We start from the raw sequence: 13,929 nt of genomic DNA, 5'->3' as shown, positions 1-13,929 counted from the left end.
AAGATCTCCTGGTGGGAGATCCCCGCCCGCCTGGGGTCGAACAGGGTCCCATGGACCCACGCCGCCCCGAGCGAATGATCCCGACTAATTTGCTCAATTATAGGCGAGACCGAGTCTTTTAGTCAAGTATGGGTCGGAAAGGTTCCCTGGCGAGAGGCCTTGACCGTCGTCGTCCGCAGCCCTCCCGCCTTGCGCCACCGTCACCGCGCCGCCTTGCGCTCCGGCGCGGGCGCGGGCGCGGGCGGCAGCACGTTGCGATCATGGGCGCCGCCGCCGCCGAAAGCCTGCTCGCGCAACAAGGCCAATTGATCGCGCAAACGGGCGGCCTTCTCGAACTCCAGGTTGCGGGCGTGTTCAAGCATCTGTTTTTCCAGTTGCTTGATGCGCTTGGCCAGGTCCTTCTCGCTCAACCCCTCGACCTCGGCCGCCTGCTGCGCCAGCCGCAGATCGTCCTTGGCGGTCTTGTCGGACACCACGCCGTCGATCAGGTCGCGGACCTGCTTCAGGATGCCGCGCGGCGTGATGCCGTGGGCCAGGTTGAACGCCGTCTGCTTGGCGCGGCGGCGCGCGGTCTCGTCGATCGCACGCTTCATTGAATCGGTGATCCTGTCGGCGTACAGGAGGGCGCGACCGTTGACGTTGCGGGCCGCCCGGCCGATGGTCTGCACGAGGCTGCGCTCGGAGCGCAGAAAGCCTTCCTTGTCGGCATCGAGGATCGCCACCAGCGAGACCTCGGGAATGTCCAGCCCCTCGCGCAGCAGGTTGATGCCCACCAGCACGTCGAACGTGCCCAGGCGCAGGTCGCGCAGGATTTCGACCCGCTCGACCGTGTCGATGTCGGAGTGCAGATAGCGCACCTTGACGCCGTTCTCGGTCAGGTAGTCGGTGAGCTGCTCGGCCATGCGCTTGGTCAGCGTGGTGATCAGCACCCGCTCGCCGGCCAGCACGGTCTGGCGGATCTCCTGCAGCACGTCGTCGACCTGGTGCGTGGCCGGGCGCACCTCGACCTCCGGATCGACCAGTCCGGTCGGACGCACCAGTTGCTCGACCACCTGGCCGGCATGGGTCTTTTCGTAGTCGGCGGGGGTGGCCGAGACGAACACGCACTGGCGCATCCGGCGCTCGAACTCATCGAACTTCAGCGGCCGGTTGTCCAGCGCGCTGGGCAGCCGGAAACCGTATTCGACCAGCGTGGTCTTGCGGGCCTTGTCGCCGTTGTACATGCCGCCGAACTGGCCGATCAGCACGTGGCTTTCGTCCAGGAACATCACCGCGTCCTTGGGCATGTAGTCGACCATGGTCGGCGGCGGGTCGCCGGGCTTGGCGCCGCTGAGGTGACGGGTGTAGTTCTCGATGCCCTTGCAGTGGCCCACCTCCTGCAGCATCTCCAGGTCGAAGCGGGTGCGCTGCTCGATGCGCTGGGCCTCGACCAGCTTGCCCTCCTTGACGAACTGGGCCACCCGCTCGCGCAACTCGACCTTGATCGTCTCGATCGCCGCCAGCACCTGTTCCCGCGGGGTGACGTAGTGGCTGGCCGGATAGATCGTGAAGCGCGGCACCTTCTGACGCACCTGCCCGGTCAGCGGGTCCAGCAGCGACAAGCTCTCGATCTCGTCGTCGAACAGCTCGATGCGCACCGCCAGTTCGGAATGTTCGGCCGGAAACACGTCGATGGTGTCGCCGCGCACCCGGAACGAGCCGCGCGAAAAATCCATGTCGTTGCGGCTGTACTGCATGCGCACCAGTTGGGCGATCACGTCGCGCTGGCCGATCCTGTCGCCGCCCCGCAGGATGAAGCGCATCTGCGTGTAGTCCTCGGGCTTGCCGATGCCGTAGATCGCGCTGACCGAGGCCACGACGATGGTGTCGCGCCGCTCCAGCACGCTTTTGGTGGCCGACAGCCGCATCTGCTCGATGTGCTCGTTGATCGCGCTGTCCTTCTCGATGAACAGGTCGCGCTGCGGCACGTAGGCCTCGGGCTGGTAGTAGTCGTAATAGCTGACGAAGTACTCGACCGCGTTCTTCGGAAAGAATTCGCGGAACTCGCTGTAGAGCTGGGCCGCCAGCGTCTTGTTGGGCGCGAACACGATCGCCGGGCGCCCCAGCCGGGCGATCACGTTGGCCATCGTGAAGGTCTTGCCCGAGCCGGTCACACCCAGCAGGGTCTGGAAGGCCAGGCCGTCCTCCACGCCCTCGACCAGTTGATCGATCGCGGCGGGTTGGTCGCCCGCCGGCGGATAGGGCTGGAACAGCTGGAAAGGCGAATCCGGAAAACTGACGAACCGGCCGGCGGCCTCGGCGTCCGGCGGGAGGGTTGTTTCGACGGCCGGAAGATCTGACATCGGGTGATTCCCTGTTCAACGCTTAAAATCGCGGGGCCCGGCAGCGTCGCTGCAACCGGGCGAACCTGACAGCGTAGCGCATCCGACCGGGATGCGCCGGCTGGCCTCACGCCCCCACCGACACACAGGACACCTCCCCCATGTCGATTTTCGCCGCCGTCGAAATGGCACCGCGCGACCCGATCCTCGGGCTCAACGAACAATTCAACGCCGACACCAACCCCGCCAAGGTCAACCTGGGCGTGGGCGTGTACACCGACGAGAACGGCAAGCTGCCGCTGCTGGCCTGCGTGAAGGCGGCCGAACAGCAACTGATCGAGGCCTCGCGGGCCCGCGGCTACCTGCCCATCGACGGCATCGCTGCCTACGACAAGGCCGTGCAAGGCCTGGTCTTCGGCGACGGCAGCCCACTCGTGGCAGCGGGCCGCGTGGCCACGGTGCAAGCGCTGGGCGGCACGGGCGGCCTGAAGGTCGGCGCGGACTTCCTGAAGAAGGTCAACCCCGGCGCCAAGGTGCTGATCAGCGATCCGAGCTGGGAGAACCACCGCGCGCTGTTCACGAACGCCGGCTTCACCGTCGAGACCTATCCCTACTACGACGCGGACAAGCTGGGCGTGAATTTCGATGCCATGCTGGCCTGCCTGGACGAGGCCGCCGCCGGCACCGTGGTGGTGTTGCACGCGTGCTGCCACAACCCGACCGGCTACGACATCAGCGCCGCGCAATGGGACCAGGTGATCGCCGTGGTCAAGGCACGCAAGCTGGTCGCGTTCCTGGACATGGCCTACCAGGGCTTCGGCGACGGCATCGCCGAAGACGGCGCGGTGATCGGCCAGTTCGTCGCGGCCGGCATCGATTTCTTCGTCTCGACCTCGTTCTCCAAGAGCTTTTCTCTCTATGGCGAGCGCGTGGGCGCGCTGAGCGTGGTCTGCGAGAGCAAGGAGGAAGCCGCCCGGGTGCTGAGCCAACTGAAGATCGTCATCCGGACCAACTACTCCAACCCGCCGACCCATGGCGCCCAGGTCGTCGCCACGGTGCTGACCACCCCGGCGCTGCGGGCCCAGTGGGAACAGGAACTGGCCGGCATGCGCAACCGCATCAAGGCGATGCGTGGCGCGCTGGTGGAACGCTTGAAGGCGGCCGGTGTGACCCGCGACATGGGCTTCATCAACACCCAGCGCGGCATGTTCAGCTATTCCGGGCTGACCAAGCCGCAGATGGAGCGGCTGCGCAGCGAGTTCGGCGTCTACGGCGTCGATTCGGGCCGCATCTGTGTGGCCGCGCTGAACGACAAGAACATCGGTTACGTCGCCGACTGCATCGCCAAGGTGATCTGACACCACCCGGCACGGGCGACCGCCGGGAGGCGCGCCGCCCGCCCGATGGCCGCGCCTGCCTCGACCTTTCGGCGGCCGACGTCGGCAAACAGGCCACAAGCACCGGGCATTTCGCGCGATTGCCCGGTGTGCGGCCGTCGCCCAATCAGGGTCCCCCCTGTGCGGGCCAATACGTATGATTGATAATCATGCTGCGGTGCACAATTCGTGGGTGGATGTCAGCGTCCGATCAGCAATGCCGTAGCATCATTCGGCACTGCTTGACATCCATCAAGCCGCTTCCGGAGACCTTCACATGCTGTATCAGCTTTACGAAACCCAGCGTGCGCTGATGGCGCCGTTTTCCGAATTCGCCAGCGCGTCGGCCAAGCTGTACAGCCACCCTCTGTCGCCGTTCACGCACACACCGATGGCGCAGCGGGTCTCGGCCGGCCTGGACCTGATGCACCGCCTGGCCAAGGAATACGAGAAGCCCGAGTTCGGCATCCGTACCGTTCGGGTCGATGGCGTCGATGTGGCGGTCCAGGAACAGGTGGCGATCGACAAGCCGTTCTGCCGGCTGATCCGGTTCAAGCGCTTCACCGACGATCCGACCGCGTTGGCCGACATGAAGCAGCATCCGGTCGTGCTGGTGGTGGCGCCGCTGTCAGGCCACCATTCGACGCTGCTGCGCGACACCGTCAAGTGCCTGCTTCAGGATCACAAGGTCTACATCACCGACTGGACCGATGCCCGGATGGTCCCCGTCGAGGTCGGGCCGTTCCACCTCAACGATTACGTCGCCTATGTGCAGGAGTTCATCCGCCACATCGGCCCCGAAGTCAACGTGATCTCGGTCTGTCAGCCGACGGTGCCGGTGCTGGCCGCCATTTCGCTGCTGGCCACGCACGGGGAGTTCACCCCGCGCACGATGACGATGATGGGCGGCCCGATCGATGCCCGCAAATCGCCGACCGCGGTCAACAACCTGGCGATGAACAAGAGCTTCTCCTGGTTCGAGAACAACGTCATCTACCGCGTGCCGCAGAACTTCCCCGGCGCCGGGCGGCCCGTCTACCCGGGCTTCCTGCAGCACACCGGCTTCGTCGCGATGAACCCGGACCGCCACCTCAGCTCGCACTACGACTATTTCCGCGACCTGATCCGCGGCGACGACGACAGCGCCGAGTCGCACCGCCAGTTCTACGATGAGTACAACGCCGTGCTGGACATGCCGGCCGAGTACTACCTCGAAACCATCAGGACCGTGTTCCAGGATTTCGCGCTGGTCAACGGGACCTGGGTGGTGGACGGCACCACGGTGCGGCCGCAGGACATCACCACCACGGCCCTGCTGACGGTCGAGGGCGAACTCGACGACATTTCCGGCTCGGGCCAGACGCGTGCAGCGCACGACCTGTGCACCGGCATCGTCAAGGGACGCCAGTTCCACTATGACGTCGCGGGCGCCGGCCATTACGGCATCTTCTCGGGACGCCGCTGGCGCGAGAAGGTCTATCCCGAGATCCGGGCCTTCATCAAGCGTTTCAACCAGCCCGGTGAAATCCTGAACGTCCCCGCCGCCAGCGCCCGGCCCTCCGCGGCGGCCGGCAAGCGCGGCGTGCGCAAGACCCCACGAGCCTGACGCGCGGATGGGGATGGCGCGCTGTCCGCGCGCGCCACGGGATAATCGGCCCGGTGAATGCCGATCCCCCCATCGCCCCGACCGACGCCGCGACGGCCGCGCTGGCCCAGCGCCTGGACGCTGCACTGCCGCAGACCCAATGCACCCGCTGCGGCTACCCGGATTGCCACGCCTACGCCACGGCGATCGCTGCCGGCGAGGCGGCGATCAACCAATGCCCGCCTGGCGGTGCGCAAGGCATTGCCCGCCTGTCGGCGCTGACTGGTCGCCCGGTGATCCCGCTGAACCCGGTCAACGGCCACGAGGGCCCGCGCGCAGTCGCGGTGATCGACGAGGACTGGTGCATCGGCTGCACGCTGTGCATCAAGGCCTGCCCGGTCGATTGCATCCTGGGTGCCTCCAAGCGCATGCACACCATCGTCGAGGCGGACTGCACCGGCTGCGAGCTGTGCGTGCCGGCCTGCCCGGTCGATTGCATCCGCATGGAGCCGGTCACCGGCGCGCTGACCGGTTGGGCGGCGTGGAGCCCGGCACAGGCCGACCAGGCGCGTGAACGCTATACCTTGCGCCAGATGCGCGTGCTGCGCGACCGGCGCGAGAACGACGAGCGCCTCGCCGCCAAGGCGGCCCACAAGCTGGCCGACCTGGAAAACCAGACCCTGCACACCGACCCGGCCGTGATCGAACGCAAGCGCGCGGTGATCGAGGCCGCGATGGCGCGTGCCCGCGCCCAGCGCGAGCCGCCCGACGAGGACGCCCCATGACCGATGCGCAGGTCGAGGCCTTTTTCGCCACGCTCAAGGCCGCCAACCCGCACCCCGAGACCGAACTGCAGTTCACCAGTGTCTTCGAGTTGCTGGCGGCGGTGCTGCTGTCGGCTCAGGCCACCGACGTCAGCGTCAACAAGGCGACCCGGTCGCTGTTCGCCGCGGCACCCACGCCGGGCAAGATGCTGGCGCTGGGGGTGGACGGCGTGGAAGCCTACATCCGCACCATCGGCCTGTACCGCACCAAGGCGCGCAACCTGGTCGAAACCTGCCGCCGCCTGGTCGAGCAGCATGGCGGCCGGGTCCCCGCCCGGCGCGAGGCGCTCGAAGCGCTGCCCGGGGTCGGGCGCAAGACCGCCAACGTGGTGCTCAACGTGGCGTTCGGCGAGGCGACGATGGCTGTCGACACCCACCTCTTCCGCGTCGGCAACCGCACCGGCCTGGCGCCGGGCCGCACGCCGCTGGAGGTGGAGCAAGCCTTGCTGCGTCGCGTGCCGGCCGCCTACCGCGTCGATGCGCACCACTGGCTGATCCTGCACGGCCGCTATGTGTGCCAGGCCCGCAAGCCGCGCTGCGCGGTCTGCCGGGTCGCGTCGCTGTGCGACTTCCAGCCCAAGACACCGCCGGCGTGACGATCCTGTGAACGCCCGGCGGCAAACTGCCGGGGCGCAGTCGCGCTTTTCGGGGGTTTGCCGGCGACGGCGCGGCCAACAATCGCGCTCATGTTCAGCGCCCGTTCGTCCGATGAAGCTCGCATGAGCTCATCCCGCCTGATCCGCCGTTGGTGGCGGCGGGGGCCGTCGGCGCCCACCAGCACCCTGGCCTGCCCCCGCGTGGAAGTCCGGCCGCCGGCGCCGTGGGGACAGGCCGAGCCGGTCTGGCACGGCCTGTGGCGCTGGCTGCGCACCGGACGCGCCGAACCCGCGTCCACCAGCGCGCTTGACCAGGCCTGCGCCGATTTCGTCAGCACGATGCAGGACCTGGACGTCGCAGGCGCCACCGACCTGCGCCAGCGCGCCGGGCACGCCCGCTCGTTGCGCGAGCTGTGGCACCTGCGCGCCGAGCTCTACAGCCTGATCGCACGCCACGTCGGCCAGAGCCAGGCCGACCTGCGCCTGGCCACGGTCAACCGCCACTTCCCGCTCGGCGCCCATGGCGCCGGCACCGCCCCGAGCAGCGCACGCCATGGATCACGCCAAGCGTCCTGAGTTCGCGGCCACGCAGGGCGACGACCGCACCGATGCGGGCCTGCCCGCAGACCGCCAGGCCCGCATCGCGGCCCGCCGCGCGTTCGTCGACATGAAGCTGCTGTTCATGCGTGCGGTGGAAGGCCTCAGCGACCGCAAGGGCCAGTGGCTGCGCGACAAGGTGCGCCTGGCCTGCGACCCGCTCGACCTGTGGCTGCTGCGCGGCCCGGTGCTCAGCGCGCTGCAGCGCAACGACGGCGTGACGCGCCGGCTGCGCGCCGAGCTGTACCGCGGACTCGACGGCATCTTCCCCGATGCGTTCGGCCTGAGCGGCGGCATGCCCACCCAGCCCGCCGTGATCGAACCCTGGGAGCGCGGTGCCGCCCCCGGCGGGCACGAGCCGGGCCTCTGGCGCTAGGCACACCCGGTCACAACCGCCGTGCCGGCGGCCGGCCGGCCCCGCGCCGGCAGTGCAAAATCGAGGGGTGAACATCATCATCCTCGACGACTATCAGGACGCGGTGCGCAAGCTGCGCTGCGCCGCCAAGCTCACCGATCTGAACGCCAAGGTCTTCACCAACACCGTCAAGGGCCTGGGCCAGCTGTCGGTGCGCCTGCGCGATGCCGAGGTGCTGGTGGCGATCCGCGAGCGCACCCAGTTCACGCGCCAGTTGCTCGAAAAGCTGCCGCGATTGCGGCTGATCGCGCAGACCGGCCGGGTCGGGCCCCACATCGACGTCGAGACCTGCACCCGGCTGGGCATCGCCGTGGCCGAGGGCGTCGGTGCCCCCCACGCCCCCGCCGAGCTGACCTGGGCACTGATCATGGCCGCGATGCGCCGGCTGCCGCAGTACGTGGGCAACCTCAAGCACGGCGCCTGGCAGCAGTCGGGGCTGAAGTCCCAATCCATGCCGCCCAATTTCGGCATCGGCATGCAGCTGCGTGGCAAGCTGCTCGGGATCTGGGGCTACGGCAAGATCGGCGCGCTGGTGGCCGGCTACGGCAAGGCCTTCGGCATGGACGTGCGGATCTGGTCCGGCGACGACAGCCGCCAGCGCGCCCGGCAGGATGGCTACCAGGTGTTCGAAAGCCGCGAGGAGCTGTTCGAGCTGAGCGACGTGCTGAGCGTGCACTTGCGCCTGGGCGACCGGACGCTGCACCTGGTGACGGCGAGCGACCTCGCCCGCATGAAGCCGACATCGCTGTTCGTCAACACCTCGCGCGCCGAGCTGGTGGAGGATTCGGCCCTGGTCGCCGCGCTCAACCGCGGCCGTCCCGGCATGGCCGCGGTCGACGTCTTCGAGACCGAGCCGATCCTGCAGGGGCATCCGCTGCTGCGACTGGAGAACGCGATCTGCACGCCGCACATCGGCTATGTCGAGCAGGACAGCTACGAGCTGTACTTCGGCGCGGCGTTCGACAATGTCGTCAACTTCGTCAACGGCACGCCCACCCACATCGTCAATCCGGACGCGCTGAAAGTGCTGCGCTGAGCAGCGCCCGACGCCACCAGCGGCTCCCGGCGCCCGTGCCGCCGCGGCCAGCTCGAGCATCGACCGGCCGGCCCACCCACCTCCTGCCCATGCCCGCCACCGCCCCGCCTCCTGCCGCGGCCGCCTGCCAGCGGCCCGATTCGCTGCGTGCCCTGTTCCTCGCCTTCGCCCGCCTGTCGATGATGGGCTTCGGCGGCGTGCTCCCGATCGCTCAGCGCGAACTGGTGGACCGCCTGCGCTGGCTGACCCAGCCCGAGTTTGCCGAACTGCTGTCGATCGGCCAGGTGCTGCCCGGACCGAACGTGGTGAACCTGGCGCTGATGGTCGGCGACCGGCACTTCGGCCTGCGGGGCGCGGTGGTCGCGGTGCTGGGCATGGTGGCGGTGCCGATGAGCGTGGTGCTGGCGCTGGCCGCCGCCTATCGCGGCGTGGCCGACGTGCCCCAGGTGGCCGGCGCGGTGCGCGGCATGGGGGCCGTGTCGGCCGGCCTGATCCTGGCGATGGGCTTCAAGCTGCTGCCCACGCTGCGCCGCAATCCGCTGGGACGCCGCCTGTGGGCCCCGATCGCGCTGGGCGCCGCGCTGTGCGTGGCGTGGCTGCGCTGGCCGTTGGTCGGCGTGATCCTGGGCCTGGGTGCCGTCTCGTGTGTCCTGGCCTGGTGGCAACTGGGGCGCGAACCCGACGCCGTGCGTGCCGACCGATGCTGATCGGCCTGTTCCTGCATTGCCTGATGCTGTCGCTGCTGGCGATCGGCGGCGCCATCGCGACCGTACCCGACCTGCAGCGCTTCGTCGTCGTCGAGCGCGGCTGGCTCAGCGCGACCGACTTCACCGGTTCGGTCGCGTTGGCGCAGGCCGCGCCCGGGCCCAATCTGCTGTTTGTCGCGGTGGTCGGCTTCAACGTGGCCGGCCTGGCCGGTGCGCTGGCCGCGATGGCCGGCATGCTGCTGCCCAGCACCGCGCTGACCCTGCTCGTCACGCGCTGGGGCGCCCAACACCGCAACACCCGCGGCGTGAAGGCCTTCGTCTCGGGCATGGCCCCGATCACGCTCGGGCTGATCGTCTCCAGCGGCTGGCTGCTGGCCGAACCGGTGGCCCGGCAGCCGGTCGCGCTGGCGCTGGTGGCCTCCAGCGTGCTTCTGACCTGGCGGACCCGGCTCCATCCGCTGTGGATGATCGCCGCCGGCGCCGTCGCAGGCGCGCTGGGCTACGCCTGAATCGGCCGGCGACCCGCAGCACGCGCCGATGGCGTTCAGTGCGGGTTCTCGAAGAACAGGTAGTGGGTGTTGTCTCCGACCTCGAAATACACCCGCTTTTCGCCGTCGTCGACCGTGCCGTTGAGGTTCTCGTCGAGCACGCCGTAGCCGAAGCGGTAGGTGCGCGGCGAGCGGTCGTCGGTGCCCAGCGCGGTGGACAGCTTGTCGACCTTGAGAAAGCGCTTGATCAGCTTGCCCCCGTCGTAGACCTCGAGCACACCGTTGGTGCCGGTCCAGTTCTGGATTTCGCGATGGATCTGGTTCTGCTTTTCCTGGGTGCAGCCGGCCAGCAGCGCCAGCGCGGCGGCGGTGCCCAGTGCGGCAAAGGTGAAGAGCTTCATAGCGTGTGGTCGTCCTTGGTGCCAAAGATCTTGTCACCGGCATCGCCCAGGCCCGGGATGATGTAGCCCTGCTCGTTGAGATGGCTGTCGATCGACGCCGTCCAGCAGCGCACCTCGGGATGGGCAGCCGTCAACGCGCGGATGCCTTCGGGCGCCGCCACCAGGACCAGGGCCCGGATGTCCTTGCAGCCGCGGCGCTTGAGCAGGTCGACGGTGGCGATCATCGATCCGGCGGTGGCGAGCATCGGATCGATGATCAGCGCGGTGCGCTCGTCGAGGTGGCCGACGAACTTGTCGAAGTACTGCTCGGGCTGCAGGGTCTCGTGGTTGCGGGCCAGGCCCACCACGCTGACCTTGGCGTTCGGGATCATGTCCAGCACGCCGTCGAGCATGCCCAGGCCGGCACGCAGGATCGGCACCACGGTGACCTTGCGGCCCGCGATCTGTTCGATGTCCAGCGGGCCGCTCCAGCACTCGATCCGCGTGCTGCCCAGAGGAAAGTCGGCTGTCGCCTCGTAGGCCAGCAAGCGGGCCAGCTCGCCGGTCAGTTCGCGAAACTTCTTGGTCGAGATGGCCGCTTCGCGCAGCAGACCGACCTTGTGGCGCACCAGTGGGTGCTGAACGGCGATGACAGGCATGGTGTTGAGGGGGGGGGGGGGGGCGAAAACGGTGTCGGCAGTGTAGCCAGCCGGCTCAGGATCCGGCTGCGGTTGCGGCCGCGGCAGCGCGCTGGCGGTGCGCCTCGTACAGGCACACGGCTGCCGCCACCGACACGTTGAGGCTTTCCACCGCGCCGGCCATCGGGATGCTGACCAGCTCGTCGCAGGTCTTGCGGGTCAACTGGCGCATGCCGGTGCCTTCGGCCCCCAGCACCAGCGCCACCGGACCGCTCAGATCGGCCTCGTAGAGGGTGTGCGGGGCGTCGTCGCTGGTGCCGATGATGCGGATGCCGCGCTCCTTCATCTCGCCCAGGCTGCGCGCCAGATTGGTCACCATCAGGTAGGGCACGGTCTCGGCCGCGCCCGAGGCCACCTTGGCCACCGTCGCGTTCAGCCCGACCGCATGGTCCTTGGGCGCCACCACCGCCTGGGCGCCGGCGCCGTCGGCCACCCGCAGGCAGGCACCGAGGTTGTGCGGGTCGGTGACGCCGTCGAGCACCAGCACCAGCGGCGCAGCCAGGCGGGCGGCTTCCACGCCTTCCAGCACCTCGTCGAGCGAGTGGGTCAGCGCCAGCGGCTCGACGCGTGCCACGACCCCCTGGTGGCGAGGGCTGCCGGCCAGCCGGGTCAACCGCGCGTCGTCGCTGTCCACCAGTTTCACGCCCTGTTCGCGCGCACGCTCGGCGAAGCCCCGCATCCGGGCGTCGCGGCGCGAACGGTCGATGTGGATCTCGATGACAGAGGACGGCGCCGTCTTCAGGCGCACGGTGACGGCGTGAAAGCCGAACAGGACTCGATGGGTCATGGCAGGGGGCCGGCCACCGCCGGCAACGCGGTAAAGAGGGCCGCTGCGATCGCGTCGGCCAGGGCTGGAGCCTACCAGCTGGCGCGGACCGGCCGAAGCGACTCTTGCACCCTGCCCGGTCGGCCCCATCTGCGAGCCATGGCCTCTCGTCGACGACGCCCGCCTGCGGGTTCTTCCGCCGCCTTCGATCCAGCCAGCGCGGTCGGCCGTGCGGTGCTGGACGCGCTCGGCGACCTGCCGCGCTCCGGCCGGCAACCCAGCCGGCAGCCCGAGGCCGACAGCCGGCGCCTGCTGCGCTGGGCCGGCGGCCGGGCCGCCTTGACCGCCGGCGCGCTGGCGCTGCCTGTCGGGCCGCTGGGCTGGCTGACGGTGCTGCCCGAGATCACCGCGGTGTGGCGCATTCAGGCCCGACTGGTGGCCGACATCGCCGCGCTGCACGGCCATCAGCGTGCGCTGACGCGGGAGGAGGTGCTGTACTGCCTGTTCCGCCACTCCAGCGGTCGGCTGGTGCGTGATCTGGTGGTGCGCGCTGGCGATCGATCGCTGGTCCAGACCGCGTCGCTGCGCGCCCTTCAATTGCTGGCTGCACGCCTGGGCACGCGGTTGGCGAGGCGCATCGCCAGCGAGGGCCTGTCGCGCTGGATTCCCGTCGCCGGCGCGGTGGGCGTGGGCGCCTATGCGTTGTGGGATACGCGGCAGGTGGCGGCCACCGCGATCGAGCTGTTCGCCACCCGCGTGCTGGTCCAGCCGCCGGCCGCAGCCGACGCTGCCACCGACTGAGGCCCCGCTGCCGGTCCGTGCAGGGCGCGGGCAGGTCTGCGACACTGCGGGGGCCGCGGCCTGAGCGGCGCACCGCAGCCCGACTTGCCATGCCTCCCCTGCCCCCGCTGCCGTCCACGCCGTCCGACCGCCTTCCCACCGCGCCAACGACGGATGCGGTGCGGTCATCGGGGCCGGATTTCCTGTACCTGAAGCTGCCCTCGAAGGACCGGATCGACGAGCGGGAGGCTGCGCTGGAGGCCGCGCTTGCAGAGGCGCTCGACGCCCAGGGCCTGGGCAGCCTGATCAGCGCCGGCGGTTCGCTGGGCGAGGTCGCTGCCGACGGTTTCCGGCATGTCGCGTACCGCCGCCTGGACCTGGAGGTGGCGGATCTGCACCAGGCCCGCGCCTGGCTGCACCGGCTGCTGCCGGAACTGGGTGCAGGACCCGGCACCGAGCTGCACTACAGCGAAGGCGGCCGGCGCCTGCAAGACTCGCTGGGCGCGCGGGGCTGGCTGCTGGGCCAGGCAGGCTGACGGCAGAGCCTCAGCGCGCCAGGGCCAGCCAGGCCGTGAGCAGGCCGATCAGCACCGGCTGATGGATCATGTAGAAGCTCAGCGACCATCGGCCCAGCACCGCCAGCGGCCGCAAGCGCCGCGGCAGCGGCCCGGCCAGCCAGGCGCGCCGGTGCGACAGCAGCCACAGGCCGGCCGCGACACCCCACAGCACCGGCGTCAACCAGGGCAGGACGGGCACATAGTCTTCGGTGTAGGGCAGGCGCGTGACCAGGCCGGTCCAGTTCAGCCAGCGGCCATTGAAGACCGCCGACGCCCACAGGTGCGGCGCGGCCCAGGCCAGCGCGCCCGCCCCCCATAGCACGCCCTGCACGACCGCGCCGTCGCTCGGCCAGCGGCGCAGCAGCGGGCCTGCGCCCCAGCGCACCAGCAGCAGCATCAGCGCGATGCCGTGCAGCACGCCGAAGCTGATCCAGCTCTGCGGAAACATCAGCGCCGAGCCCGCCGACACCAGCACCGCGCACAGCGCCACGCGCATCCAGCGCTGCCAGAAGCGCGGCCAGCCCTGCCCACCGGCCAGCGCGACCGCCTGGCCCACGCCAGCGCAGACCAGGAACAGGCTGACGATGCACACCCGCTGTCGGGTCCAGAACGGATCCGACAGGAACTGCTGCGGCGGCTTCAGCAACCCCGCGTGGTTCAGGTCGAAGCTGAAATGAAAGCAGGCCATCCAGACGATGGCCGCGCCGCGCAAGGCGTCGAGTCGCTCGAAGCGCGACGCCGCCGTGGGTTGCTGATACGGTGCAGGAGGGACGGTCGACACGGCGTGCACGATAACCCAGGCC

General features: G+C 69.4%; 16 protein-coding genes. 11 read left to right on the top strand and 5 right to left on the bottom strand.

Features of this window, described 5'->3' with window-relative positions; translation table 11 throughout:
- Window positions 1–200 precede the first annotated feature (200 nt).
- A complete protein-coding gene (gene uvrB, locus AC0N04_RS13660) occupies window positions 201–2,342 on the bottom strand; it encodes an excinuclease ABC subunit UvrB (protein ID WP_474282543.1) in 2,142 nt (713 codons plus the stop codon).
- Window positions 2,343–2,482: 140 nt separating this feature from the next.
- Here uvrB and AC0N04_RS13655 point away from each other — a divergent pair, with 140 nt between their 5' ends.
- The 9 genes from AC0N04_RS13655 to AC0N04_RS13615 all read left to right on the top strand — a co-directional run bounded on the left by AC0N04_RS13655 (window position 2,483) and on the right by AC0N04_RS13615 (window position 9,966).
- Window positions 2,483–3,679, top strand: coding sequence for an amino acid aminotransferase (locus AC0N04_RS13655; RefSeq protein ID WP_474282541.1), 1,197 nt, complete (start codon window positions 2,483–2,485; stop codon window positions 3,677–3,679).
- Between the two features lie 295 nt (window positions 3,680–3,974).
- Window positions 3,975–5,303, top strand: coding sequence for a polyhydroxyalkanoate depolymerase (locus tag AC0N04_RS13650; RefSeq protein WP_474282539.1), 1,329 nt, complete (start codon window positions 3,975–3,977; stop codon window positions 5,301–5,303).
- 53 nt (window positions 5,304–5,356) lie between these two features.
- Window positions 5,357–6,067 carry an electron transport complex subunit RsxB gene (gene rsxB, locus AC0N04_RS13645; protein ID WP_474282537.1) on the top strand — a complete coding sequence of 237 codons (711 nt, stop codon included), beginning with the start codon at window positions 5,357–5,359 and terminating at the stop codon, window positions 6,065–6,067.
- A complete protein-coding gene (gene nth, locus AC0N04_RS13640; protein ID WP_474282535.1) occupies window positions 6,064–6,702 on the top strand; it encodes an endonuclease III in 639 nt (212 codons plus the stop codon). Before rsxB ends, nth begins: the two co-directional genes overlap by 4 nt.
- A 123-nt stretch (window positions 6,703–6,825) precedes the next feature.
- Window positions 6,826–7,278, top strand: a complete 453-nt coding sequence (locus AC0N04_RS13635; protein ID WP_474282533.1) for a hypothetical protein — start codon at window positions 6,826–6,828, stop codon at window positions 7,276–7,278.
- The gene (locus AC0N04_RS13630) at window positions 7,256–7,675 is read left to right on the top strand and encodes a hypothetical protein (protein ID WP_474282531.1); all 420 of its coding nucleotides are present in this window, start codon (window positions 7,256–7,258) and stop codon (window positions 7,673–7,675) included. The genes AC0N04_RS13635 and AC0N04_RS13630 overlap by 23 nt, the downstream gene beginning before the upstream one ends.
- Window positions 7,676–7,742: 67 nt before the next feature.
- Window positions 7,743–8,750 carry a D-2-hydroxyacid dehydrogenase family protein gene (locus tag AC0N04_RS13625; RefSeq protein WP_474282529.1) on the top strand — a complete coding sequence of 336 codons (1,008 nt, stop codon included), beginning with the start codon at window positions 7,743–7,745 and terminating at the stop codon, window positions 8,748–8,750.
- Between the two features lie 89 nt (window positions 8,751–8,839).
- Window positions 8,840–9,457, top strand: coding sequence for a chromate transporter (locus AC0N04_RS13620; RefSeq protein ID WP_474282527.1), 618 nt, complete (start codon window positions 8,840–8,842; stop codon window positions 9,455–9,457).
- Window positions 9,451–9,966, top strand: coding sequence for a chromate transporter (locus tag AC0N04_RS13615; RefSeq protein ID WP_474282525.1), 516 nt, complete (start codon window positions 9,451–9,453; stop codon window positions 9,964–9,966). Before AC0N04_RS13620 ends, AC0N04_RS13615 begins: the two co-directional genes overlap by 7 nt.
- 35 nt (window positions 9,967–10,001) lie before the next feature.
- Here AC0N04_RS13615 and AC0N04_RS13610 read toward each other — a convergent pair whose 3' ends face one another.
- From AC0N04_RS13610 to rlmB, 3 genes are read right to left on the bottom strand one after another with little or no spacing between them, the layout of a single operon-like run.
- Window positions 10,002–10,346, bottom strand: coding sequence for a hypothetical protein (locus AC0N04_RS13610; RefSeq protein WP_474282523.1), 345 nt, complete (start codon window positions 10,344–10,346; stop codon window positions 10,002–10,004).
- On the bottom strand, window positions 10,343–10,984 hold the full coding sequence (gene upp, locus AC0N04_RS13605) for a uracil phosphoribosyltransferase (RefSeq protein WP_474282521.1): 642 nt from the start codon (window positions 10,982–10,984) through the stop codon (window positions 10,343–10,345). The genes AC0N04_RS13610 and upp overlap by 4 nt, the downstream gene beginning before the upstream one ends.
- A gap of 55 nt (window positions 10,985–11,039) precedes the next feature.
- Window positions 11,040–11,810 carry a 23S rRNA (guanosine(2251)-2'-O)-methyltransferase RlmB gene (gene rlmB, locus AC0N04_RS13600; RefSeq protein ID WP_474282519.1) on the bottom strand — a complete coding sequence of 257 codons (771 nt, stop codon included), beginning with the start codon at window positions 11,808–11,810 and terminating at the stop codon, window positions 11,040–11,042.
- A gap of 138 nt (window positions 11,811–11,948) precedes the next feature.
- On the opposite strand from rlmB, the gene AC0N04_RS13595 reads away from it, so the two are divergent.
- Window positions 11,949–12,590: a hypothetical protein gene (locus AC0N04_RS13595; RefSeq protein ID WP_474282517.1), complete on the top strand. Its 642-nt coding sequence runs from the start codon at window positions 11,949–11,951 to the stop codon at window positions 12,588–12,590.
- Between the two features lie 89 nt (window positions 12,591–12,679).
- Complete coding sequence (locus tag AC0N04_RS13590; protein ID WP_474282515.1) at window positions 12,680–13,105, top strand: hypothetical protein; 426 nt, start codon at window positions 12,680–12,682, stop codon at window positions 13,103–13,105.
- A gap of 10 nt (window positions 13,106–13,115) precedes the next feature.
- Here AC0N04_RS13590 and AC0N04_RS13585 read toward each other — a convergent pair whose 3' ends face one another.
- On the bottom strand, window positions 13,116–13,907 hold the full coding sequence (locus AC0N04_RS13585) for a heparan-alpha-glucosaminide N-acetyltransferase (RefSeq protein WP_474282513.1): 792 nt from the start codon (window positions 13,905–13,907) through the stop codon (window positions 13,116–13,118).
- Window positions 13,908–13,929 lie beyond the last annotated feature (22 nt).

The organism is Ideonella sp. sgz306126 (assembly GCF_056032705.1).
This window is presented reverse-complemented; position numbering and strand designations above follow the sequence as displayed.

Bases quoted from the DNA above. Each gene is read 5' to 3' on its own strand.
- uvrB (WP_474282543.1), bottom strand. From the start codon at position 2,342: ATGTCAGATCTTCCGGCCGTCGAAACAACCCTCCCGCCGGACGCCGAG.
- AC0N04_RS13655 (WP_474282541.1), top strand. From the start codon at position 2,483: ATGTCGATTTTCGCCGCCGTCGAAATGGCACCGCGCGACCCGATCCTC.
- AC0N04_RS13650 (WP_474282539.1), top strand. From the start codon at position 3,975: ATGCTGTATCAGCTTTACGAAACCCAGCGTGCGCTGATGGCGCCGTTT.
- nth (WP_474282535.1), top strand. From the start codon at position 6,064: ATGACCGATGCGCAGGTCGAGGCCTTTTTCGCCACGCTCAAGGCCGCC.
- AC0N04_RS13635 (WP_474282533.1), top strand. From the start codon at position 6,826: ATGAGCTCATCCCGCCTGATCCGCCGTTGGTGGCGGCGGGGGCCGTCG.
- AC0N04_RS13630 (WP_474282531.1), top strand. From the start codon at position 7,256: ATGGATCACGCCAAGCGTCCTGAGTTCGCGGCCACGCAGGGCGACGAC.
- AC0N04_RS13620 (WP_474282527.1), top strand. From the start codon at position 8,840: ATGCCCGCCACCGCCCCGCCTCCTGCCGCGGCCGCCTGCCAGCGGCCC.
- AC0N04_RS13615 (WP_474282525.1), top strand. From the start codon at position 9,451: ATGCTGATCGGCCTGTTCCTGCATTGCCTGATGCTGTCGCTGCTGGCG.
- AC0N04_RS13610 (WP_474282523.1), bottom strand. From the start codon at position 10,346: ATGAAGCTCTTCACCTTTGCCGCACTGGGCACCGCCGCCGCGCTGGCG.
- upp (WP_474282521.1), bottom strand. From the start codon at position 10,984: ATGCCTGTCATCGCCGTTCAGCACCCACTGGTGCGCCACAAGGTCGGT.
- rlmB (WP_474282519.1), bottom strand. From the start codon at position 11,810: ATGACCCATCGAGTCCTGTTCGGCTTTCACGCCGTCACCGTGCGCCTG.
- AC0N04_RS13595 (WP_474282517.1), top strand. From the start codon at position 11,949: ATGGCCTCTCGTCGACGACGCCCGCCTGCGGGTTCTTCCGCCGCCTTC.
- AC0N04_RS13590 (WP_474282515.1), top strand. From the start codon at position 12,680: ATGCCTCCCCTGCCCCCGCTGCCGTCCACGCCGTCCGACCGCCTTCCC.